Source organism: Streptomyces sp. CB01201, assembly GCF_002803085.1.
Lineage (GTDB): Bacteria > Actinomycetota > Actinomycetes > Streptomycetales > Streptomycetaceae > Streptomyces > Streptomyces hundungensis.
This window is the reverse complement of the sequence record NZ_NNBJ01000003.1, coordinates 358,354-380,577: the sequence shown is the minus strand read 5'-3', so window position 1 is coordinate 380,577 and position 22,224 is coordinate 358,354. Positions and strand designations below refer to the sequence as shown.

Here is a 22,224-nt window from a genome sequence, read left to right as displayed (position 1 = left end):
GAGCCGCGTAAAGGGCACAGCCCCGCGTCCCTGTAGGTGGCCCCGAATGCTTCGGTGCGGTCCAGTGCAGGCACCCCCAGCCCGTCCGGCGTTTGAGGACGAGCGCCGTTCAGGCGCGATCGGGGTCTGGGGCGGAGCCCCAGGGTTACCTGCCCGGGGCTGATTCCGGCGGGGCCTTGCGGGGGCGGGGCCGCAGACGCTCGGCCAAGCCGCGCATGCGGCCCGTCACCGCCGCCCCGGCACGTTCCCAGCGCAGGGAGAGGGCCCAGATCACCCGGACAGCTGAGCGGGGCGCGAAAATCGCCCGCCAGGCCTGGCGGCGGCCCGCCCCGGCACGCAGGCCGGCCGTCACACGGGCCACATCGTCCACCAGACCGGGGGCCGGCCGGGGTACGGGGGCGTACAGGACCTGCTCCACCGCGCTCGCCGCGCGGTGGACGGACTCCGCCGCCGGTCCGTCGAGGCGTCCCAGCGCCACCACCCGCGCCGCCGCCTTGCGGGGCGTCTGCGAGTCGTCCGGCGGGATGCCGTGGTCCCAGGCGGTGTCGGTGATCTCCTGCCAGGCGGCGAGCGTACGGGCCACCGCGTCCGCCGGGGTGCGCCCGCCGGAGCCGAGCCGCCGGGCCCGGACCCGCCTGCGCCACAGCAGCGGAAGCAGCGGCAGCACGAGCAGCGCCGCCACCCCCAGGACCGTACCGATCAGGGCCGGGGCCGAGGGGCCGCGGTCCGTCGGCCCCGCGACACCCGCCGCGGCCGAGGGGCCGCAGTCGCCCAGACGCCGGTCGGCGGGCGGGCAGGAGTCGCTCGCGGAGGGCTGCGCCGACGGCTCGGCCGAGGCGCGCTTCGACGGTTCGGCCGGGCTGCTCGGGCTGCCCACCGGAGCCTGCTGCCGGGTGTAGTCGGGGGCCGAACCCCGCGTCGGCGTCGGCTCGAAGCGCGTCCAGCCCACGCCCTCGAAGTACAGCTCGGGCCAGGCGTGCGCGTCGCGCAGGCCGACCGACATCGTGCCGTCCGGCCGAGGGGTGCCGGGGGTGAAGCCCACCGCGACCCGGGCGGGGATGCCGAGGGTGCGGGCCATCGCGGCCATCGAGAAGGAGAAGTGGACGCAGAAGCCCTCCTTCTCCTTGAGGAAGTTGGCGATCGCCTCGGTGCCGCTGCCCGACTGGACATGGGTGTTGTAGCTGAAGCCGCCGCTGGTGGAGAACCAGTCCTGGAGCTTGACGGCCTTCTCGTAGCCGTTCGCGGCGCCGCTGGTGACCTGCCGCGCGGTGGCGCTGACCACGGAGGGGAGCGAGTCGGGAACGCGCGTGTACTCCTTCAGGAGCGCGGCCGGCGGGGCCGGCGCGTCCGCCAACTGGGCCGCCGTCGGCCGCACCTGGAGGCTGGAGACGGTGTACTGCGCGCCCCGGGTCGTCTGCTTGCGGTCGCCGACCAGGGTCCGTCCGACCGGCTCGAACCGCCAGTCGCCCTTGATGTTCACCCGGGTCGCGGGGAACGGCATCGGCAGCCAGCTCTGCGCGTACCAGCCGGCCGCCGAGACGCTGGTCTGCACATCGGTGGTGGCGACCGCGGGGCTCAGCCCGTCGGGCCGCGGCAGCGGATCGGGCACGTCCTTGATGTGCCGCTCCGAGGACTTCCACGACGCCCCGTCGAACTCGTCGAGCGCGACGATCCGCAGATACATCTCCTTGGTGTCCTGGGTGTTGGTGTTGTACCGCATCACCTCGCGGTCCTCGGGCTGGTTCAGGCTGTTCTGGAGCGACACCAGGGGGTTGACCGCCGAGATGGTCCCGCCCGTGCCGTCACCGCCCCCGCCGGTACCGGCGTTGCCGAGCAGCCCGCTGTCCAGGGCCGGCAGCATCGCCGGGATCACCAGCGCGATGCCGAGCGCCAGTGCCCCGATCCGCCGTCCGGTCCGCACCGGCGCGAGCGGCGCCGCGTGCTCGAACACGCCCTGCTGGGCCCGCCCGGGCGCCCGCGCCGAGCCGCCGAAGACCCGCCCCCACTGCGAGAGCCGGTCGCGGCCCTCGGCGAGCAGGAGCAGCAGATAGCCGGCCGCGGCGAGCACGAACCACAGCCAGCTCGCGCCGCCCGAGGAGAGCCCGGCGGCCACCGAGTACAGCGCGAGCAGCGGCAGTCCCGCCGGGGCCGCGCTGCGGAACGTCACCGCGAGCGCGTCCACCGCGAGGCCGATGACCAGCACCCCGCCGACCATCATCAGCCGGATGCCCGAGGTCGCGGGCGCCGGTATCGCGTACTGCCCGACGTCCGTCGCGCCCTGCTGGAGCAGCGAGTTGAGCTGGACGAAGGCGTCGGGCCCGGGCAGCACCCCGCCGAGCGCCTGGTGGCGTGCGAAGACCAGGGTCAGCAGCAGCAGGGCCACCACGGCCTGGGCGAGCACGGTCAACGGCCGGGCCAGCGGCACCCGCCGGGCCAGCGCGCCGACCCCGGTCAGGATCGCGAGCAGGAAGGCGGCCTGGAGGAGCCAGATCGCCGGGGCGACCAGCGGCAGCATCGAGCACGCCGCCATCACCGTGGCCAGATAGGCGCACAGCGCCAGCCGTCCGCGCCCGCTCATGACCATCCCCCTGCCGTGCCGGCCGCGCCACCGGACGCCGCCCCCGCGTTCGTACGTTCCCGGCCCGCCCGGCGCCACAGCTCGGGCAGCGCGTCGCCGGGCCGCACCGCGAGCGCCGTCCAGCCCGTCTCGCGCAGCAGCCGCAGCCGCTCCTCGACCGGGCCGCGCTCAAGGCCGCCCTGCGTCCACAGCACGCTGTCCAGCACGAAGGCCACCGCGGCCCCGCTGCGCCGCCGCATCTTCGCCGCGACCGCGGCCTGTTCCTCGTCGAGGTCGCCGAAGAACCCGATGAGCAGCCCCTCGTTGCCGCCGCGCAGCACGTCGTGGGCGCGTGAGAGGCCGCCGCCGTCGGAGTGGTCGACGACCGCGAGGGTGTCCATCATCAGGCCCGCCGAGTCCGAGGAGTCCTGGGTGGTGCCGGCGAACCCGCCCGCGCCCTCGCCGGGCACCGAGCTGCCGGTGTCGGTCAACAGGCTTACGGAGAAGCCCCGTTCCAGCATGTGCGTCAGGGCGGAGGCGGCCCCCGACACCGCCCACTCGAAGGCCGAGTCGGGGCCCGCGCCGGCGTACGCGAGGTCCCGGGTGTCCAGGAGGACCGTGCACCTGGCCCGCTGCGGCTGCTCCTCGCGGCGCACCATCAGCTCGCCGTAGCGGGCGGTGGAGCGCCAGTGCACCCGGCGCAGGTCGTCGCCGTGCCGGTAGCCGCGCGGGATGACGTCGTCCTCACCGGCCAGGGCGAGCGAGCGGTGCCGCCCGTCGCCGTATCCGGCGGCCTCGCCGGAGAGCCGCACCGGCGGCAGCGGCTCGGTCCTCGGGATGACGGTCAGGGTGTCGTACGCGCTGAAGGCCCGGGTCAGCTCGCACATGCCGAACGGGTCGCTGAGGCGCAGCTGGAGCGGGCCGAGCGGATAGCGCCCGCGCAGATCGGAGCGGACCCGGTAGGACACCTCGCGCTTGCCGCCCGCCTCGACCCGGTCGAGGACGAAGCGGGGGCGCGGGCCGAGCACGTACGGCACCCGGTCCTGGAGCATGAGCAGACCGGTGTGCAGCCGCGAGACGTTGTCGATCCGCAGGTGGACCCGGGCCTCGGAGCCGGCCGGGACCCGGCCCGGCTCAAGGCGGCGGCTGCCGGCGACGCGGTAGCGGGTGCGGTAGAGCACCACCGTGCAGACCAGCGGCAGCACGGCGAGGAGCAGCCCGACCCGCAGGAGGTCCTCCTGGCCGAGGACGAAGGCGCAGATCGCGGCGGCGACGCCGGCCGCGAGGAAGGACCTGCCTCGGGTGGTCAGGCCGGCCAGGGCGGCCCAGAGGCCGCCCCGGCCCTGCTCGTCGGCGGATTCGGCGGGGAGCCCCCCGGCCGCCGCCATCACAGCCGCCGGGCGCCGGGCGGCTGCTGGCCGTACAGCGGGTTCCCGGCCTGCGGAACGGGGGTGCGCTGGAGGATCTCCAGGACGACCTGCTCGGCGGTGCGCCGGTTGAGCTGGGCCTGCGCGGTGGGCAGCAGCCGGTGGGCGAGGACCGCGACGGCCAGCGCCTGCACGTCGTCGGGCAGTGCGTAGTCCCGGCCGCTGAGGGCCGCGGACGCCTTCGCCGCGCGCAGCAGATGGAGCGTGGCGCGCGGCGAGGCGCCGAGTCTGAGGTCCGGGTGGTTGCGCGTGGCGCCGACCAGCTGCACCGCGTAGCGCCGTACCGCGTCGGCGACGTGCACCCCGCGGACCGCGTCGATCAGCTTGACGATGTCGTGGGCGTGCGCCACCGGCTGGAGGTCGTCGAGCGGGGAGACCGCGCCGTGCACGTCGAGCATCTGGAGCTCGGCCTCGGGCGTGGGGTAGCCCATCGACACCCGGGCCATGAAGCGGTCGCGCTGGGCCTCGGGCAGCGGGTAGGTGCCCTCCATCTCCACCGGGTTCTGGGTGGCGACGACCATGAAGGGGCTGGGCAGTTCGTAGGTCTGCCCGTCGATGGTGACCTGCCGCTCCTCCATGGACTCCAGGAGCGCGGACTGGGTCTTGGGCGAGGCGCGGTTGATCTCGTCGCCGATCACGATCTGGGCGAAGATCGCGCCGGGCTTGAACTCGAAGTCCCGCCGCTGCTGGTCGTAGATCGACACCCCGGTGATGTCCGAGGGCAGCAGGTCCGGCGTGAACTGGATGCGCCGCACCGAACAGTCGATGGACCTGGCCAGGGTCTTGGCCAGCATGGTCTTGCCCACGCCCGGCACGTCCTCGATCAGAAGGTGCCCTTCGGCGAGCAGTACGGTCAGCGAAAGCCGTACGACCTCGGGCTTGCCCTCGATCACGCTTTCCACCGACCCGCGGACTCGCTCCGCTGTGGCGGTCAGATCGCTGAGGCTCGCTCGATCGTCATAGGTCGTCACCCGGCCCTCCTCGGCCCTTTCATACGGGCCGATGCACTGCGCGGCCCGGCCCACCCCGGAATACGGACAGCGCGGCCGAACGGTTCGACCCGGTGTCACATCCGCATTCTTGTTGCCGTTGCCAGGTCGTGTCACTCGCCTGTGGACAACTGAGGGGGATTCATTGTGAGTTGTCCCCCTATTTCCGTTCCCGTCGCGGTCAGCCGGCCGGATCGATCTCCCGCAGCAGACCCGTCGTGACGTCGAAGACGAAGCCGCGGACGTCCTCGGTGTGCAGCAGGAACGGCGAGGTCCGCACCCGCTGCATCGACTGCCGTACGTCCTGGTCGGCGTCCCGGAACGCCTCCACGGCCCAGGCCGGGCGCTGGCCCACCTCGTCCTCCAGGGTGTGCCGGAAGTCCTCGGTGAGCGTCTCCATGCCGCAGCCCGTGTGGTGCACCAGCATGACGCTGGTGGTGCCGAGCGCGCGCTGGCTGATGGTGAGCGAGCGGATCACGTCGTCGGTGACCACGCCGCCCGCGTTGCGGATGGTGTGGCAGTCGCCCAGTTCGAGGCCGAGCGCCGCGTGCAGGTCGAGCCGGGCGTCCATGCAGGCCACCACGGCCACGTGCAGCACCGGCCGGGCATCCATGCCGGGGTCGCGGAAGGCGTCGGCGTACCGGTGGTTCGCCTCCACCAGGCGGTCGGTCACCGTGCCGCCGCTCCTCACGGTCAGGTGCGGACGGGAGGCGGGGGGCTCTGCGGGTATGTGCGCAGGAGTCGACATGTATACGACGGTAGCCGCCGCTGATCGTCCGGTCGCGTCGTGCGGGTGGAAAAAGACCGTCAACTCGGGCGCCTGTGAGCTAACCCACAGGCCTCACGCGGTCTCACCCGAACGGGTGAGAAAAGTGCCCGGCGGCGCGCTGGAGGGTTGATTGACCCGAAGGGCGAGTGGACTAAAGTGGCGCGAAGCGGGAGGCGTGACACAGGGTCTCCCCCTTGACGGAACTCCAGCTTCCGGGAAGTGCGACCTCCCGGACCTACGTTTACCCGCGTGCGCGGCGCACGTACGGCTCGGCCTCCTCCCGCCCTCCGGTCGGCTGACGCCCCTTCCCCGGCGCCAGCCGTTCGCCCCCCGCTCCAGGGGGAGCGGGGACCGGGTACGTATGCGCGGCGGTGCGCCGGATCCTTGAGAGGGCGGCTTTGAGCCAGCGACACGTCCCGGTGATGCTCCAGCGATGCTTGGACATGTTGGCCCCGGCCCTGACCGAGCCCGGAGCGGTCGTCGTCGACTGCACCCTCGGCCTCGGCGGCCACAGCGAGGCCCTGCTCACCCAGTTCCCCGAAGCGCGCCTGATCGCCCTCGACCGCGACAAGGAGGCGCTGCGCCTGTCCGGCGAGCGCCTCGCCCCCTTCGGGGAGCGCGCCACCCTGGTGCACGCCGTCTACGACGAGCTCCCCGAGGTCCTCGCCCGGCTCGGCACCCCCCGCGTCCAGGGCGTCCTGTTCGACCTCGGAGTCTCCTCCATGCAGCTCGACGAGGCCGACCGCGGCTTCGCCTACGCCCAGGACGCGCCCCTGGACATGCGCATGGACCAGTCGACCGGGATGAGCGCCGCCGAGGTGCTCAACACCTACCCGCCCGGCGAACTCGTGCGGATCCTGCGGGCGTACGGCGAGGAGAAGCAGGCCAAGCGGATCGTCTCGGCGATCGTGCGCGAGCGCGAGAAGGAGCCCTTCACCAACAGCGCCCGCCTCGTCGAGCTGATCCGCGACTCGCTGCCGCAGGCCGCCAAGCGCACCGGCGGCAACCCGTCCAAGCGCACCTTCCAGGCCCTGCGCATCGAGGTCAACGGCGAACTCGCCAGCGTGGAGCGGGCGATCCCGGCCGCCGTCGAGGCCATCGCGGTCGGCGGCCGGGTCGCGGTGCTCTCCTACCAGTCCCTTGAGGACCGCATCGTCAAGCAGGTGTTCGCGGCCGGCGCCGCCAACACCGCGCCGCCCGGGCTCCCCGTGGTGCCCGAGCGCTACCAGCCGCGGCTCAAGCTCCTCACCCGCGGTGCCGAACTCCCCACGGAGGAGGAGGTCGCCGAGAACCGGCGCGCGGCCCCCGCCCGGCTCCGGGGGGCCCAGCGGATCAGGGAGGACGTGTGAGCAAACCGGCCAGGCAGCTGCGCGGCACGGCCGCACGGCTCGGCAGGCTGATGCCTTCGCAGGGGGCCAACAGTGCCGCCCGCACCCCGTTCGTGCTCCTCGTCGTGGCCCTCCTCGGCGGGGGGCTCATCGCGCTCCTGGTGCTCAACTCGGCGCTCAACGCGGGCTCGTTCAAGCTCAGCGAGTACCGCAGACAGACCACCGAACTCACCGATGAACAGCAGGCGCTGCAACGCGACGTGGACGATCTGTCCGCCCCCGACGCGCTGTCCCGCCGGGCCGGCGACCTCGGCATGGTCCCCGGCGGCAACCCCGTCTTCCTCGGCCCCGACGGCACGGTCAAGGGCGTCCCCGCCACCGCGGGCGACCCCTCGCCCGCCGAGGCCGCCGAGCCCTCGCCGCTGCCCGCGGCGCAGAGCCAGGCCCCCGCGCCGCACCCCAAGCAGCACCACACCGCGGCCCCCAAGCAGCCCCGCCCGCCCGCGAAGACCTCCCCGAACCCCGGCAGGTGACGCAGTGAGCCCCAAGGAACCCCCGCGCCGCCGGGTGCCCCCGCCCGCGCGCTCCCGGCCACCGGCCCGCCGCCCCGCGGCCGCCAAGAAGCTCAAGCTCGGCAGCCACCGGCCCCGGCTGCGCCTGGTCAGCCTCGGACTCACGCTGGTCATGCTGGCCTTCGTCGTACGGCTGCTCCAGGTGCAGGCGGTCGACGCCAGCGCGTACGCCGCCAAGGCCGACAAGAACCGGTACGCCAGCTACGCGCTGCCCGCCGAGCGCGGCCGGATCACCGACCGGGCCGGCATCGCGCTCGCCACCAGCGTCGACGCGTACGACATCACCGCCGACCCGACGCTGTTCACCCCCGAGTCCACCAAGATCCCCGATGCCGCGGAGCAGGCGGCCGCGCTGCTCGCGCCGCTCATCGGCAAGGACCAGGCGGAGCTCACCAAGAAGCTCAAGACGCCCAAGACCCGCTATGTGGTGCTCGCCCGCCGGCAGACCCCGCAGGTCTGGAACCAGATCAAGGACCTCAAGAAGGTCCTCGGCGAGAAGGCGTCCGCCGACAAGGCCAAGGGCGGCCCCGGCGCCAATGTGCTGGCCGGCGTCCTCAACGAGTCCAGCACCAAGCGGGTGTACCCCAACGGCGACCTCGCCGCCGGGATACTGGGCTACGTCAACGCCGAGGGCAAGGGCGGCGGCGGCCTGGAGTCCTCCCTGAACAAGGAGTTGGCCGGCACCGACGGCAAGATCTCCTACGCCCAGTCCGGCGGCCGCCGGGTCCCCACGGCCGGCACCCACGAGACCCCGGCCGTGCCCGGCTCCGACGTCGAGCTGACCATCGACCGGGACATCCAGTGGATGGCCCAGAAGGCGATCTCGGACCAGGTCGCCGAGTCCCACGCCGACCGCGGGTACGTCATAGTGCAGCGGTCCGACACCGGCGAGGTCCTGGCCATGGCCAACGCGCCCGGCTTCGACCCCAACAACATCGCCCAGGCCAACTCGGCCGCCATGGGCAACGCGGCGCTCCAGGACGCCTTCGAGCCCGGTTCCACCGCCAAGGTCATGTCCATGGCCGCGGTGTTGGAGGAGGGCGTCGCCACGCCCGACACCCATGTGGTGGTGCCCAACCGGCTCCAGCGCGGCGACCGGCTCTTCAAGGACGACGTCGACCACGCGACCTGGAACCTGACGCTCAACGGCGTGCTCGCCAAGTCCAGCAACATCGGCACCATCCTCGCCGTCGAGCAGCTCGGCAAGACCGACGCCCAGGCCGACAACGTCCTGTACTCCTACCTGCGCAAGTTCGGCATCGGCAAGCCCAGCGGGCTCGGCTTCCCCGGTGAGACGCCGGGCATCCTCGCCCCCGCGAACAAGTGGTCCACCTCGCAGCAGTACACCGTCCGGTTCGGCCAGGGCCTCTCGCTCAACGCCATGCAGGCCGCCTCGGTGTACTCGACGATCGCCAACGGCGGCGTCCGCGTCCAGCCGACCCTGGTGCGCGGCACCAAGGGCCCGGACGGGCGCTTCACCCCGGCGCCCGCGCCCCAGCAGACCCGGGTGGTCAGCGAGAAGACCGCCAAGACGCTGGCCCAGATGCTCGAATCGGTCGTCGGCGACGCCGAGGGCACCGGAACCAAGGCCGCCATTCCCGGCTACCGCGTCGCGGGCAAGACCGGCACCGCCAACCGGGTCGACCCCAAGACCGGCACCTACAAGGGCTACACCGCCTCCTTCGCCGGGTTCGCCCCCGCCGACAACCCCAAGATCACCGTCTACTGCGCCATCCAGAACCCGACCAAGGGCAGCTATTTCGGCGGCCAGATCTGCGGACCCATCTACAAGCAGGTCATGGAGTTCGCCCTCAAGACCCTCCAGATCCCGCCGAGCGGAGCCCAGCCGCCCAACCTGCCCGTCACCTTCGGCGGCAACGACTGAATCCGGAAGCCTCAGTGACAACCATCACCCAGGGTCCTGGGAACCAGGACGGGACCCAGGACGACGTGCCCCCCTCTTTTGGCGACCCGGCCGGTGCGCCCGGTACGCTCACCGCCGTGCCACACGCTGATCAGTACCGAACCGCCCAGCAGGACGCCCCCGCGAAACAGCCGGGGGCGCCCCGACCGGAACAGGCCCGTCCGACCCCGCTCGGCGAACTGGCCGCGCGACTGGGGACGAACAGCCCAGGACCGGGAGAGGTCACCGGCATCACGCACGACTCCCGGGCGGTGCGCCCCGGAGACCTGTACGCCGCGCTGCCGGGCGCCAACACGCACGGCGCCGACTTCGCCGCCCAGGCCGCCAGCCTCGGCGCGGTCGCCGTCCTCACCGACCCGGCGGGCCGCGAGCGGGCCGCCGCGACCGGCCTGCCGGTCCTGGTCGCCGGGGACCCGCGGGGCCGGATGGGCGAGCTCGCCGCCGAGATCTACGGCCACCCCGGCCGCGATCTGCTCCAGCTCGGCATCACCGGGACCTCCGGCAAGACCACGACCGCCTACCTCGTCGAGGGCGGCCTGCGCGGCGCCGGACACGCGACCGGCCTGATCGGTACGGTCGAGATGCGCATCGGCGACGAGCGCATCAAGTCCGAGCGCACCACCCCCGAAGCCACCGACCTCCAGGCCCTGTTCGCGGTCATGCGCGAGCGCGGGGTCGACTCGGTCGCCATGGAGGTCTCCAGCCACGCCCTGGTGCTCGGCCGGGTCGACGGCTGCGTCTTCGACGTCGCCGTCTTCAACAACCTCAGCCCGGAGCACATGGAGTTCCACTCCGGCATGGAGGACTACTTCCAGGCCAAGGCGCAGCTGTTCACCCCGCGGCGCGCCAAGCGCGGCGTGGTGAACTTCGACGACGAGTACGGCCGCCGCCTCGTGAAGGAGGCCGGCATCGAGATCACCACCTTCTCGGCCGAGGGCCACCCCGAGGCCGACTGGCGGGCCGAGGACGTCCAGGTGCGCCAGGACAGCAGCACCTTCACCGTGGTCGCCCCGGGCGGCGAGCGGATCTCCGCCACCGCCCCGCTGCCCGGCCCGTTCAACGTGGCGAACACCCTCGCCGCCATCGTCACGCTCGCCGTCGCGGGGATCGACCCGCAGACCGCGGCCGACGGAGTGGCCGCCGTGCCCGGCGTGCCCGGCCGCCTGGAGCGGGTGGACGCCGGCCAGCCCTATCTGGCCGTCGTCGACTACGCCCACAAGACGGACGCCGTCGAATCGGTCCTGCGCTCGCTGCGCAAGGTCACCGAGGGCAAGCTGCACATCGTGCTCGGCTGCGGCGGCGACCGCGACAAGACCAAGCGGGGCCCGATGGGCGCCGCGGCGGCCCGGCTCGCCGACACCGCCGTACTGACCTCCGACAACCCCCGTTCCGAGGACCCGCTCGGGATCCTCGCCGCGATGCTGGCGGGCGCCGCCGAGGTGCCGGCCCACGAGCGCGGTCAGGTCCAGGTCTTCGAGGACCGTGCCGCCGCCATCGCGTCGGCCGTCGCCCTCGCGGAGCCCGGCGACACCGTGCTCGTCGCGGGCAAGGGTCATGAACAGGGCCAGGACATCCACGGAGTGGTCCGTCCCTTCGACGACCGCCTGGTCCTCCGCGCCGCCATCCAGAAAAGTCAGGGATGAAGTAGTGATCGCCCTCTCCCTCGCCGAGATCGCCGAAATCGTCGGCGGGCAGCCGCACGACATACCGGATCCGTCCGTCCAGGTCAGCGGCCCCGTCGTCATCGACTCCCGCCAGGTGGCGGCCGGTTCGCTGTTCGTGGCCTTCGCCGGCGAGAACGTCGACGGCCACGACTACGCGCAACGCGCCTTCGAGGCGGGCGCGGTGGCGGTCCTGGCGGCCCGCCCGGTCGGCGTGCCCGCGATCGTCGTGGACGACGTGCAGGCCGCCCTCGGGGCGCTCGCCCGTGACGTCGTGGACCGGCTCGGCACCGAAGTCGTCGCCCTGACCGGCTCGTCCGGCAAGACGTCCACCAAGGACCTGATCGCGCAGGTGCTCCAGCGCCACGCGCCGACGGTGTTCACGCCGGGCTCCCTCAACAACGAGATCGGCCTGCCGCTGACCGCGCTCACCGCGACCGCGGAGACCAGACACCTGGTCCTGGAGATGGGCGCGCGCGGCGTCGGCCACATCCGGTACCTCACCGGACTGACCCCGCCCACGATCGGCCTCGTCCTGAACGTCGGGTCCGCGCACATCGGCGAGTTCGGCGGCAAGGAGCAAATCGCCCTGGCGAAGGGCGAGTTGGTGGAGTCGCTGCCGGAGTCGGGCTGCGCGGTGCTGAACGCGGACGACCCGCTGGTACGGGCCATGGCGTCCCGCACCAAGGCGCCCGTGCTGCTCTTCGGAGAAGCCGCGGACGCGGACGTACGGGCCGAGAACGTCCGGCTCACAGCCGCCGGACAGCCCTCCTTCAGCCTTCACACACCCTCCGGGTGCGGTGATGTGACCTTGCGCCTGTACGGTGAGCACCACGTGTCGAACGCGCTCGCCGCGGCCGCCGTCGCCCATGAGCTGGGCATGTCCGCAGACGAGATCGCCCGCGCGCTCTCCGAGGCGGGCTCCCTCTCCCGCTGGCGTATGGAGGTCACCGAGCGTCCGGACGGTGTGACCGTCGTCAACGACGCCTACAACGCGAACCCCGAATCCATGCGAGCCGCTCTCCGCGCCCTCGTGGCAATGGGCCAGGCCTCACGGGCACGGGGGGGACGTACGTGGGCGGTGCTCGGTCCGATGGCCGAGCTCGGCGACGACGCGCTGGCCGAGCACGACGCGGTCGGACGGCTCGCCGTCCGGCTCAACGTCAGCAAGCTCGTGGCAGTCGGGGGCCGGGAGGCGTCCTGGCTGCAACTGGGCGCATATAACGAGGGTTCGTGGGGTGAGGAGTCGGTGCACGTGTCCGACGCACAGGCGGCCGTCGACCTGCTACGCAGTGAACTGCGGCCGGGAGACGTCGTGCTGGTGAAGGCGTCCAGGTCGATCGGCCTGGAGCGGGTGGCACTGGCGCTGCTCGAAGGCGCTGCCGAGGGTGAGGTCGCCGCCCGATGAGGCAGATCCTCTTCGCGGGAGCCATCGGTCTCTTCCTGACCCTGGTCGGTACCCCGCTGCTCATCAAGCTGCTCGCCCGCAAGGGCTACGGCCAGTTCATCCGTGACGACGGCCCGCGCGGCCACGCCGGGAAGAAGGGCACACCCACCATGGGTGGCATCGCCTTCATCCTGGCCACGCTGATCGCGTACGCGCTGACCAAGGTGATCACCAGCGAGGACCCGACGTTCTCGGGCCTGCTGGTGCTCTTCCTGACGGCCGGCATGGGCATGGTCGGCTTCCTCGACGACTACATCAAGATCGTCAAGCAGCGTTCGCTGGGCCTGCGCGCCAAGGCGAAGATGGCCGGTCAGCTGATCGTCGGCATCGCCTTCGCGGTGCTCGCCCTCCAGTTCGCCGACGCCCGGGGCAACACCCCCGCCTCCACCAAGCTGTCGTTCATCAACGACTTCGGCTGGTCCGTCGGGCCGGTCATCTTCGTGGTCTGGGCGCTGTTCATGATCCTCGCCATGTCGAACGGCGTGAACCTGACGGACGGTCTGGACGGCCTGGCCACCGGCGCCTCGGTGATGGTCTTCGGCGCGTACACCTTCATCGGCCTGTGGCAGTTCCAGGAGTCCTGCGCCAACGCGCAGACCCTGACCAACCCCAACGCCTGCTTCGAGGTGCGCGATCCGCTCGACCTCGCGGTCGTCGCCTCGGCCCTGATGGGCTCCTGCTTCGGCTTCCTGTGGTGGAACACGTCGCCCGCCAAGATCTTCATGGGCGACACCGGCTCGCTCGCCCTCGGCGGCGCGCTGGCCGGCCTGGCGATCTGCTCCCGCACGGAGTTCCTGATCGCCCTGCTCGGCGGCCTGTTCGTGCTGATCACGATGTCCGTGGTCATCCAGGTCGGCTCGTTCAAGATGACCGGCAAGCGGGTCTTCCGGATGGCGCCACTCCAGCACCACTTCGAACTCAAGGGGTGGTCCGAAGTCCTTGTGGTGGTCCGGTTCTGGATCATCCAGGGCATGTGCGTGATCGTGGGACTCGGACTCTTCTACGCGGGATGGGCAGCCGACAAGTGAGCACCACCTGGCAGGGCAAGCGCGTGACGGTGGCCGGTCTCGGCGTCTCCGGCATGCCGGTGGCCCGGGTCCTGAACGGACTCGGCGCCGTCGTCACGGCCGTCAGCGAGGGCGCCGACGAGCGCTCGCGCGCCCAGGCCGCGGAGCTGGAGGCGCAGGGCATCACCGTGCGCCTCGGCGACGGCGCCACCCTGCCGGAGGGCACCGAACTCATCGTCACCACGCCCGGCTGGCGGCCCGACAAGCCGCTGTTCGCGGCCGCCGCCGAGGCGGGCGTACCGGTGTGGGGAGACGTCGAGCTGGCCTGGCGGCTGCGCGAGCTGGACGGCCGCAAGCCGGCCCCCTGGCTCGCGATCACCGGCACCAACGGCAAGACCACCACCACCCGGATGCTCGCCTCGATCCTGGAGGCGGCGGGCCTGCGCACCGCCGCCGTCGGCAACATCGGCGTCTCGCTGCTCGACGTCGTCCTCGGCGAGACGGAGTACGACGTCCTGGCCGTCGAGCTCTCCAGCTACCAGCTGCACTGGGCGCCCTCGCTGCGCGCCCACTCGGCGGCCGTGCTCAACCTGGCGCCGGACCACCTCGACTGGCACGGCACCATGGAGGCGTACGCCGCCGACAAGGGCCGCGTCTACGAGGGCAACCACATCGCCTGCGTCTACAACGCGCAGGACAAGGCCACCGAGGACCTGGTGCGCGAGGCCGACGTGGAGGAGGGCTGCCGGGCGATCGGCTTCACCCTCGCCACCCCGGGCCCCTCCCAGCTCGGCGTGGTCGACGGCATCCTCGTCGACCGGGCCTTCGTGCAGAACCGGCAGAAGAACGCCCAGGAGCTCGCCGAGGTCGCCGACGTCGACCCGCCGGCCCCGCACAACATCGCCAACGCCCTCGCCGCCGCCGCCCTCGCCCGCGCCTTCGGCGTCGAGCCCAAGGCGGTACGCGACGGACTGCGCGCCTTCCGGCCCGACGCGCACCGCATCGAGCACGTGGCGGACGTCGCCGAGGTCGCCTACGTGGACGACTCCAAGGCCACCAACACCCATGCCACCGAGGCCTCCTTGGCGGCGTACGACCCGATCGTCTGGATCGCCGGGGGACTGGCCAAGGGCGCCTCCTTCGACGAGCTGGTCCAGCGCTCGGCCAAGCGGCTGCGCGGGGTCGTCCTGATCGGCGCCGAGCGCCACCTCATCGCCGAAGCCCTGGCGCGACACGCCCCCGAGGTCCCGGTGGTGGACGTCGACCGGACCGACACTGGGGCGATGTCGGCGGCGGTCCGCGAGGCGGCGGGGCTCGCCCGGCCGGGGGACACCGTCCTGTTGGCCCCGGCCTGCGCCTCGATGGACATGTTCGCGAACTACAACAAGCGCGGCGAGGCCTTCGCGGAAGCGGTCCGCGAACTCGCCGCAGGGCGCGCCTAGCCGGACCACCCGTTCCACGGACCGGCCGGCGCCGGGCACGACTGGAGGGGACAGCACACATGGCGGCCGATGTTCTTGGCGGCTCCGGGGACGGCCCGCGCGGGGTGCCCGCACTCGCCGGTCTCCTCCTGCGCAGCCGCACCGCGGGACCCGTGCGCGGCCCGGCCGTCCGCGGTGGCGGCACCGGATCGCCCCGGCGGCCCGGCCCGGGCGGCCCCAGACGCCTGCTGGAGCAGGCCAGGAGGGCCTGGGACAGGCCGCTGACGGCGTACTACCTGATCCTCGGCAGTGCCCTGCTCATCACCGTGCTCGGCCTCGTGATGGTCTACTCCGCCTCGATGATCAAGGCGCTCGAACTGTCGCTGCCGGGCTCGTACTTCTTCCGCAAGCAGTTCCTCGCGGCCCTCATCGGCGGCGGCCTGATGATCGCCGCCGCCCGGATGCCGGCCAAGCTCCACCGGGCGCTCGCCTACCCGATACTGGCCGGCACGGTCTTCCTGCTGATCCTGGTGCAGGTCCCCGGGATAGGGAAATCCGTCAACGGCAACCAGAACTGGATCTACCTCGGCGGCCCCTTCCAGCTCCAGCCCAGCGAGTTCGCCAAGCTGGCGCTGCTCCTGTGGGGCGCCGACCTGCTCGCGCGCAAGCAGGACAAGCGGCTCCTGAGCGAGTGGAAGCACATGCTGGTGCCGCTCGTGCCGGTCGCCTTCGTGCTGCTCGGGCTCATCATGCTCGGCGGCGACATGGGCACGACGATCATCCTGACCGCCATCCTGTTCGGCCTGCTCTGGCTGGCCGGCGCCCCGACCCGGCTGTTCGCGGGGGTGCTCGCCGTCGCGGGCACGCTCGCCGCGCTCTTCATCAAGATCAGCCCGCACCGGATGGGCCGGCTCAACTGCATCGGCGCCACCGACCCCGGCCCGCAGGACCAGTGCTGGCAGGCCGTGCACGGAATCTACGCGCTGGCCTCGGGCGGCTGGTTCGGATCCGGCCTGGGTGCGAGTGTGGAGAAATGGGGTCAACTCCCCGAGCCCCACACGGACTTCATCTTCGCCGTGACCGGCGAGGAACTGGGTCTGGCGGGGACGCTGTCGGTCGTCGCCCTCTTCGCGGCTCTAGGCTATGCGGGTATCCGCGTGGCCGGACGCACGGAGGACCCCTTCGTGAGGTACGCCGCGGGAGGTGTGACCACCTGGATCGTGGCGCAGGCCGTGATCAACATCGGTGCGGTGCTCGGCCTGCTGCCGATCGCCGGTGTCCCGCTCCCGCTGTTCTCCTACGGAGGGTCCGCGCTGCTGCCGACCATGTTCGCCGTGGGGCTCCTGATCGCGTTCGCGCGGGACGACCCCGCTGCGCGGGCGGCCCTTGCCATGCGGCAGCCTCGGGTGAGTTGGAAGTCGATGAGACGGCGCGTCAAGAAGCGTCCGTCCGGAGAGCGGTGAATTTCGGTGCATGTCGTACTCGCCGGTGGGGGGACCGCCGGCCACATCGAGCCCGCGCTCGCCCTCGCGGACGCCCTGCGCAGGCAGGACCCCACCGTGGGGATCACGGCACTGGGCACGGAGAAGGGTCTGGAGACCCGGCTCGTGCCCGAGCGCGGCTATGAGCTCGCGCTCATCCCGGCCGTCCCGCTGCCCCGCAGGCCCACCCCCGAACTGATCACCGTCCCCGGGCGGCTGCGCGGCACCATCAAGGCCGCCGAGCAGATCCTGGAGCGCACCAAGGCCGACTGCGTCGTCGGCTTCGGCGGCTATGTGGCGCTGCCCGGCTACCTGGCCGCCAAGCGGCTCGGGGTGCCGATCGTGGTCCACGAGGCCAACGCCCGGCCGGGCCTGGCCAACAAGATCGGTTCGCGGTACGCGGCCGGCGTGGCCGTCGCCACCCCGGACAGCAAGCTGCGCAACTCCCGCTACATCGGCATCCCGCTGCGCTACTCGATCGCGACCCTCGACCGGGCCCGGGTCCGCCCCGAGGCACGCGCCGCGTTCGGGCTCGACCCGGGCCTGCCGACGCTGCTCGTCTCCGGCGGCTCGCAGGGCGCCCGCCGCCTCAACGAGGTGATCCAGCAGGTCGCCCCGGTGCTCCAGCGCTCCGGCATCCAGATCCTGCACGCGGTCGGTCCGAAGAACGAATTGCCGCGTGTCGACAACATGCCCGGGATGCCGCCGTACGTCCCGGTACCGTACGTGGACCGGATGGATCTGGCGTACGCCGCGGCCGACATGATGCTCTGCCGCGCGGGCGCCATGACCGTCGCCGAACTCTCCGCCGTCGGGCTGCCCGCCGCCTACGTACCGCTGCCGATCGGCAACGGCGAACAGCGGCTGAACGCCCAGCCGGTGGTCAAGGCCGGCGGCGGCCTCCTCGTCGACGACGCCGAACTCACCCCGGAATGGGTGCAGGGCAACGTCCTCCCGGTACTGGCCGACCCGCACCGGCTGTACGAGATGTCGCGCTCCGCCGCCGAGTTCGGCCGGCGCGATGCCGACCAACTCCTCGTACAGATGGTGTACGAGGCCATCGCAGGACGCTGATCAACTGACGGAAGGCAGGGACCGTGGCCGGACAGGCGACCGCCCAGCGCGGTGGCAAAGGGACCGACAAGTCCGCGAAGTCCGGCCGGCCCGGCCCCCGTCCCGCCCGCGGGCGCCGCTTCCGGCTGCCCCGCAGGCGCGGCCTCCTCGTGCTCGCCGTCGCCGCCGTACTGCTCGGATCGGGCGTCATCTGGCTGTTGTACGGCTCGACCTGGCTGCGCGTGGAGCATGTGAAGACCACGGGGACACGGGTTCTGACGACCGGTGAGGTCGAGGCGGTCGCCGCGGTGCCGATCGGATCACCCTTGATTTCCGTCGACACGGACGCGATCGGCGAGCGATTGCGACAGAAGCTGCCGCGCATCGACTCGGTCGAAGTGGTTCGTTCATGGCCGCACGGGATCGGTCTGAAAGTGACCGAACGCAAGCCGGTCCTGGTCATGAAGAACGGTGCGAAGTTCGACGAAGTGGACGCGAAGGGTGTGCGTTTCGCCACGGTCGCACAGCCTCAGAAGGGCATCCCCCAGCTGGAATTGACGGTCTCCCAGTCCCCGAGTCTGCGCCGCTTCGGCGCCGACCGGCTGGTCCTCGAAGCGGTGCGCATCACGGGCGAACTCCCGTCCGCCGTGGCCAAGGAGACGCGGTCGGTCAAGATTTCCTCGTACGACTCCGTCACCCTTGAGCTGACCGGCGGCCGCAGCGTTCGATGGGGAAGCGACGAGGAGGGTGAGCTGAAGGGACGTACCCTCGGTGCACTGATGAAAGCGCGGCCGAAGTCGGTCCGCTTCGATGTGAGTGCCCCCACCGCCCCTGCGGTATCGGGTAGTTGACGGACATCTGCGCTGGCCAGCACCCTGGTTGGTCAGCGACACGGGTGATCACATAGGGTGAAAAGAAAAACGGGAGGTTCGGCGTGTTCGTTGAACGCGCGCCACTTGTCGACTTAGTGTCCTGTTCGGAAGAGTCCAGCGAACAGACACACTGGTAACCCTAAACTTCAACGTTAGGGTTCGGGTCGGCGATACGGACCGTCCCAATCGGCATTCGTCGTCACCTTGCGGCAACCGCGAAGTGACGACCCGTAACTCGAGGCGAGAGGCCTTCGACGTGGCAGCACCGCAGAACTACCTCGCAGTCATCAAGGTCATCGGTGTCGGCGGCGGTGGTGTCAATGCCATCAACCGAATGATCGAGGTCGGTCTCAAGGGCGTCGAGTTCATCGCGATCAACACTGACGCACAAGCACTGTTGATGAGCGACGCCGACGTCAAGCTCGACGTCGGCCGTGAACTCACCCGCGGCCTCGGGGCCGGAGCCAACCCGGCAGTCGGACGCAAGGCGGCAGAAGACCACCGTGAGGAGATCGAGGAGGTCCTCAAGGGGGCCGACATGGTCTTCGTCACCGCAGGCGAAGGTGGCGGCACCGGCACCGGTGGCGCCCCCGTCGTGGCCAACATCGCGCGTTCGCTCGGCGCCCTGACGATCGGCGTGGTCACCCGCCCGTTCACCTTCGAGGGCCGGCGCCGCGCCAACCAGGCGGAGGACGGCATCGCCGAACTCCGCGAAGAGGTCGACACCCTCATCGTCATCCCCAACGACCGGCTGCTGTCCATCTCCGACCGCCAGGTCAGCGTCCTGGACGCGTTCAAGTCCGCGGACCAGGTGCTGCTCAGCGGTGTCCAGGGCATCACGGACCTGATCACCACGCCGGGTCTCATCAACCTCGACTTCGCCGACGTCAAGTCGGTCATGTCGGAAGCCGGTTCGGCCCTCATGGGCATCGGCTCGGCCCGCGGCGACGACCGCGCGGTGGCCGCCGCCGAGATGGCGATCTCCTCGCCGCTCCTTGAGGCGTCCATCGACGGCGCCCGCGGTGTGCTGCTCTCCATCTCCGGCGGCTCGGACCTCGGCCTGTTCGAGATCAACGAGGCCGCCCAGCTGGTCAGCGAGGCCGCCCACCCCGAGGCGAACATCATCTTCGGCGCGGTCATCGACGACGCCCTCGGCGACGAGGTGCGCGTCACCGTCATCGCGGCCGGCTTCGACGGCGGCCAGCCGCCGGCCCGCCGGGACACCGTGCTCGGCAGCGCCTCCAACAAGCGCGAGGAGCCCGCCCCTTCGCGCCCGTCCGAGGCGTCCCGCCCGCTCGGCGGACTCGGCACCGTCGGCAGCCGCGAGGAGACCCCGGCCCCGGCGCCGGCTCCGGTCGAGCCCGCCCCGGTCAACGAGGCCCCCGCGGCTCCGCCGCACGTTCCGACGGCCCGTCCCTACCCGGACAGCCAGGCCGAGGAGCTGGACGTGCCGGACTTCCTCAAGTGAGCGAAGCGTTTCGAAGCGGTCTCTTGAAGTGATACGAGAGCAGGGCAATGTGAGCGGCGCGCACTTCGCCTTCACCGACCGGTGGGGTGGGGTGAGCGCCGTTCCGTACGAGGAGCTCAACCTCGGCGGTGCGGTCGGCGACGACCCCGCCTCGGTACGGGCCAACCGCGAGCTCGCCGCCGGGAAGCTCGGGCTCGACCCGGCCCGGGTGGTCTGGATGAACCAGGTGCACGGGCGCGATGTGGCCGTCGTCGACGGCCCGTTCGCGCCGGGCGACCCGGCCGCGGTGGACGCGGTGGTGACGGACCGCCGGGGAACCGCACTCGCCGTCCTCACCGCCGACTGCACCCCGGTGCTGCTCGCCGACCCGGTGGCGGGGGTCGCGGGCGCGGCCCATGCGGGCCGGCCCGGAATGGTGGCGGGCGTGGTGCCCGCCGCGGTCGGGGCGATGGTCTCGCTCGGCGCGGACCCGGCCCGGATCGTCGCCCGCACCGGACCCGCCGTCTGCGGCCGCTGCTACGAAGTGCCCGAGGCCATGCGGGCCGAGGTCGCCGCGGCCGAGCCCGCCGCCTGGTCCGAGACCAGTTGGGGAACGCCCGCCGTGGACGTGACCGCGGGGGTGCGCGCACAACTCGCCGCCCTCGGCGTCACCGACATCGAGGCCTCGCCGGTCTGCACGCTCGAATCGCTCGACCACTTCTCGTACCGCCGCGACCGCACCACTGGGCGGCTCGCCGGATATGTCTGGCTGGACTGACGACTCATGACGGATCGCAAGACCGAACTCGCCAAGAACCTGGCCCGGGTGGAGGAGCGAATCGCCTCCGCGTGTGCCGCGGCCGGGCGCGCGCGGGCGGATGTGACCCTCATCGTGGTCACCAAGACCTATCCCGCGAGCGATGTGCGGCTGCTGCACGAACTGGGCGTGCGCGAGGTCGCGGAGAACCGCGACCAGGACGCCGCCCCCAAGGCCGCCGCCTGCGCCGACCTCGATCTGACCTGGCACTTCGTGGGCCAGCTCCAGACGAACAAGGTGCGCTCGGTGGCCGGTTACGCCGACACCGTGCAGTCGGTCGACCGGGCCCGGCTCATCGCCTCGCTCTCCACCGCTGCCGTCCGGGCCGAGCGTGAACTGGGCTGTCTGATCCAGGTCGCCCTCGACGCGGAGTCCGGCGAGCGGGGCGAACGCGGAGGCGTCGCCCCGGACGGGATCGGGGAGTTGGCGGACCTGGTCGCCGGGGCGCCGGGGCTGCGGCTCGACGGTCTGATGACCGTGGCACCGCTGGCCGGTGAATTCGCCGGCCGGCAACGGGCGGCTTTCGAGCGGCTGCTGGAATTCTCATCCCGCCTGCGCGCGGACCATCCGGCTGCGAACATGGTGTCAGCAGGGATGAGTGCGGACCTCGAAGAGGCCGTCGCGGCCGGAGCGACACATGTACGCGTCGGAACGGCGGTGCTCGGAGACCGACCCCGGCTCGGGTAACGTCGCGAAGCAAGTCGGACCACAGCAGAAAATATGGTCATTCCCACTCTTCGGTGGGCAGACCGCGTGGATCGTGGGCCCTTGGTGACGCTGCCAGTTGGCGACCGGAGCGATCCACCACAGAGCGGAGGAATCTGAGCATGGCCGGCGCGATGCGCAAGATGGCGGTCTACCTCGGCCTCGTGGAGGACGATGGGTACGACGGCCGGGGATTCGACCCCGACGACGATTTCGAACCCGAGCCCGAACCGGAGCGCGACCGTCGGCGGCACCAGCCCCCGCACCAGTCCTCGCTCCAGGACGAACGGGACGAACCGGTACGAGTAACTCAGCCTCCAGCGCCGAGAGAACCGGTTCAGCTATCGGTAGAAAGCGGACGTCCAGCACGAATTGCACCCGTGGCGTCCATCACACCTGAACGTCCGAGCCTGGAGAAGAACGCACCGGTGATCATGCCCAAGGTTGTGTCCGAGCGGGAGCCGTACCGCATCACCACGCTGCACCCGCGGACCTACAACGAGGCCCGTACCATCGGGGAACACTTCCGCGAGGGCACTCCGGTGATCATGAATCTCACCGAGATGGACGACACCGACGCGAAGCGACTTGTCGACTTTGCCGCCGGTCTGGTCTTCGGCCTGCACGGCAGCATTGAACGGGTGACGCAGAAGGTGTTCCTGCTGTCTCCTGCTAACGTCGATGTCACGGCGGAGGACAAGGCCCGCATCGCAGAGGGCGGATTCTTCAACCAGAGCTGAGAACACG

18 protein-coding genes are annotated in these 22,224 nt (G+C 71.6%); 14 read left to right on the top strand and 4 right to left on the bottom strand.

What is annotated here, in order from left to right; all coding sequences use genetic code 11:
* Nucleotides 1-145: 145 nt before the first annotated feature.
* The 4 genes from CG740_RS09675 to CG740_RS09660 all read right to left on the bottom strand — a co-directional run bounded on the left by CG740_RS09675 (nucleotide 146) and on the right by CG740_RS09660 (nucleotide 5,721).
* Complete coding sequence (locus CG740_RS09675; RefSeq protein WP_100574706.1) at nucleotides 146-2,578, bottom strand: transglutaminaseTgpA domain-containing protein; 2,433 nt, start codon at nucleotides 2,576-2,578, stop codon at nucleotides 146-148.
* Nucleotides 2,575-3,945, bottom strand: a complete 1,371-nt coding sequence (locus CG740_RS09670) for a DUF58 domain-containing protein (protein WP_100574597.1) — start codon at nucleotides 3,943-3,945, stop codon at nucleotides 2,575-2,577. The genes CG740_RS09675 and CG740_RS09670 overlap by 4 nt, the downstream gene beginning before the upstream one ends.
* A complete protein-coding gene (locus CG740_RS09665) occupies nucleotides 3,945-4,955 on the bottom strand; it encodes an AAA family ATPase (protein ID WP_100574596.1) in 1,011 nt (336 codons plus the stop codon). The genes CG740_RS09670 and CG740_RS09665 overlap by 1 nt, the downstream gene beginning before the upstream one ends.
* A gap of 199 nt (nucleotides 4,956-5,154) precedes the next feature.
* Nucleotides 5,155-5,721 (bottom strand): beta-class carbonic anhydrase, encoded by a 567-nt coding sequence (locus CG740_RS09660; protein ID WP_100574595.1) that lies wholly within the window; start codon nucleotides 5,719-5,721, stop codon nucleotides 5,155-5,157.
* A gap of 419 nt (nucleotides 5,722-6,140) precedes the next feature.
* Here CG740_RS09660 and rsmH point away from each other — a divergent pair, with 419 nt between their 5' ends.
* From rsmH to CG740_RS09590, 14 genes are all read left to right on the top strand, one after another.
* On the top strand, nucleotides 6,141-7,091 hold the full coding sequence (gene rsmH / locus CG740_RS09655) for a 16S rRNA (cytosine(1402)-N(4))-methyltransferase RsmH (RefSeq protein WP_100574594.1): 951 nt from the start codon (nucleotides 6,141-6,143) through the stop codon (nucleotides 7,089-7,091).
* Entirely contained in the window at nucleotides 7,088-7,603 is a 516-nt protein-coding gene (locus CG740_RS09650; protein WP_234376161.1) for a septum formation initiator, read from the top strand. Before rsmH ends, CG740_RS09650 begins: the two co-directional genes overlap by 4 nt.
* 4 nt (nucleotides 7,604-7,607) lie before the next feature.
* Entirely contained in the window at nucleotides 7,608-9,527 is a 1,920-nt protein-coding gene (locus CG740_RS09645) for a peptidoglycan D,D-transpeptidase FtsI family protein (RefSeq protein WP_100574593.1), read from the top strand.
* Between the two features lie 14 nt (nucleotides 9,528-9,541).
* Entirely contained in the window at nucleotides 9,542-11,209 is a 1,668-nt protein-coding gene (locus tag CG740_RS09640) for a UDP-N-acetylmuramoyl-L-alanyl-D-glutamate--2,6-diaminopimelate ligase (RefSeq protein WP_100574592.1), read from the top strand.
* 4 nt (nucleotides 11,210-11,213) lie between these two features.
* Nucleotides 11,214-12,635 carry a UDP-N-acetylmuramoyl-tripeptide--D-alanyl-D-alanine ligase gene (locus CG740_RS09635; RefSeq protein WP_100574591.1) on the top strand — a complete coding sequence of 474 codons (1,422 nt, stop codon included), beginning with the start codon at nucleotides 11,214-11,216 and terminating at the stop codon, nucleotides 12,633-12,635.
* Complete coding sequence (mraY, locus tag CG740_RS09630) at nucleotides 12,632-13,702, top strand: phospho-N-acetylmuramoyl-pentapeptide-transferase (protein WP_100574590.1); 1,071 nt, start codon at nucleotides 12,632-12,634, stop codon at nucleotides 13,700-13,702. The genes CG740_RS09635 and mraY overlap by 4 nt, the downstream gene beginning before the upstream one ends.
* Nucleotides 13,684-15,123: a UDP-N-acetylmuramoyl-L-alanine--D-glutamate ligase gene (gene murD, locus CG740_RS09625; RefSeq protein WP_100574589.1), complete on the top strand. Its 1,440-nt coding sequence runs from the start codon at nucleotides 13,684-13,686 to the stop codon at nucleotides 15,121-15,123. The genes mraY and murD overlap by 19 nt, the downstream gene beginning before the upstream one ends.
* A gap of 59 nt (nucleotides 15,124-15,182) precedes the next feature.
* Nucleotides 15,183-16,565, top strand: a complete 1,383-nt coding sequence (gene ftsW, locus CG740_RS09620; RefSeq protein ID WP_100574588.1) for a putative lipid II flippase FtsW — start codon at nucleotides 15,183-15,185, stop codon at nucleotides 16,563-16,565.
* A gap of 6 nt (nucleotides 16,566-16,571) precedes the next feature.
* On the top strand, nucleotides 16,572-17,657 hold the full coding sequence (gene murG, locus CG740_RS09615; RefSeq protein WP_100574587.1) for an undecaprenyldiphospho-muramoylpentapeptide beta-N-acetylglucosaminyltransferase: 1,086 nt from the start codon (nucleotides 16,572-16,574) through the stop codon (nucleotides 17,655-17,657).
* A gap of 23 nt (nucleotides 17,658-17,680) precedes the next feature.
* Nucleotides 17,681-18,487, top strand: a complete 807-nt coding sequence (locus tag CG740_RS09610; RefSeq protein ID WP_100574586.1) for a cell division protein FtsQ/DivIB — start codon at nucleotides 17,681-17,683, stop codon at nucleotides 18,485-18,487.
* A 277-nt stretch (nucleotides 18,488-18,764) separates the two neighbouring features.
* A complete protein-coding gene (gene ftsZ, locus CG740_RS09605) occupies nucleotides 18,765-19,976 on the top strand; it encodes a cell division protein FtsZ (RefSeq protein WP_100574585.1) in 1,212 nt (403 codons plus the stop codon).
* A gap of 49 nt (nucleotides 19,977-20,025) precedes the next feature.
* Nucleotides 20,026-20,733 carry a peptidoglycan editing factor PgeF gene (gene pgeF, locus CG740_RS09600; protein WP_100574584.1) on the top strand — a complete coding sequence of 236 codons (708 nt, stop codon included), beginning with the start codon at nucleotides 20,026-20,028 and terminating at the stop codon, nucleotides 20,731-20,733.
* 6 nt (nucleotides 20,734-20,739) lie between these two features.
* On the top strand, nucleotides 20,740-21,459 hold the full coding sequence (locus tag CG740_RS09595) for a YggS family pyridoxal phosphate-dependent enzyme (protein WP_100574583.1): 720 nt from the start codon (nucleotides 20,740-20,742) through the stop codon (nucleotides 21,457-21,459).
* A 140-nt stretch (nucleotides 21,460-21,599) separates the two neighbouring features.
* Nucleotides 21,600-22,217: a cell division protein SepF gene (locus CG740_RS09590; RefSeq protein ID WP_100574582.1), complete on the top strand. Its 618-nt coding sequence runs from the start codon at nucleotides 21,600-21,602 to the stop codon at nucleotides 22,215-22,217.
* Nucleotides 22,218-22,224: the final 7 nt, after the last annotated feature.

Bases quoted from the DNA above. Each gene is read 5' to 3' on its own strand.
- CG740_RS09660 (WP_100574595.1), bottom strand. From the start codon at position 5,721: ATGTCGACTCCTGCGCACATACCCGCAGAGCCCCCCGCCTCCCGTCCG.
- CG740_RS09595 (WP_100574583.1), top strand. From the start codon at position 20,740: ATGACGGATCGCAAGACCGAACTCGCCAAGAACCTGGCCCGGGTGGAG.
- CG740_RS09590 (WP_100574582.1), top strand. From the start codon at position 21,600: ATGGCCGGCGCGATGCGCAAGATGGCGGTCTACCTCGGCCTCGTGGAG.
- murD (WP_100574589.1), top strand. From the start codon at position 13,684: ATGGGCAGCCGACAAGTGAGCACCACCTGGCAGGGCAAGCGCGTGACG.
- mraY (WP_100574590.1), top strand. From the start codon at position 12,632: ATGAGGCAGATCCTCTTCGCGGGAGCCATCGGTCTCTTCCTGACCCTG.
- CG740_RS09670 (WP_100574597.1), bottom strand. From the start codon at position 3,945: ATGGCGGCGGCCGGGGGGCTCCCCGCCGAATCCGCCGACGAGCAGGGC.
- CG740_RS09675 (WP_100574706.1), bottom strand. From the start codon at position 2,578: ATGAGCGGGCGCGGACGGCTGGCGCTGTGCGCCTATCTGGCCACGGTG.
- ftsW (WP_100574588.1), top strand. From the start codon at position 15,183: ATGGCGGCCGATGTTCTTGGCGGCTCCGGGGACGGCCCGCGCGGGGTG.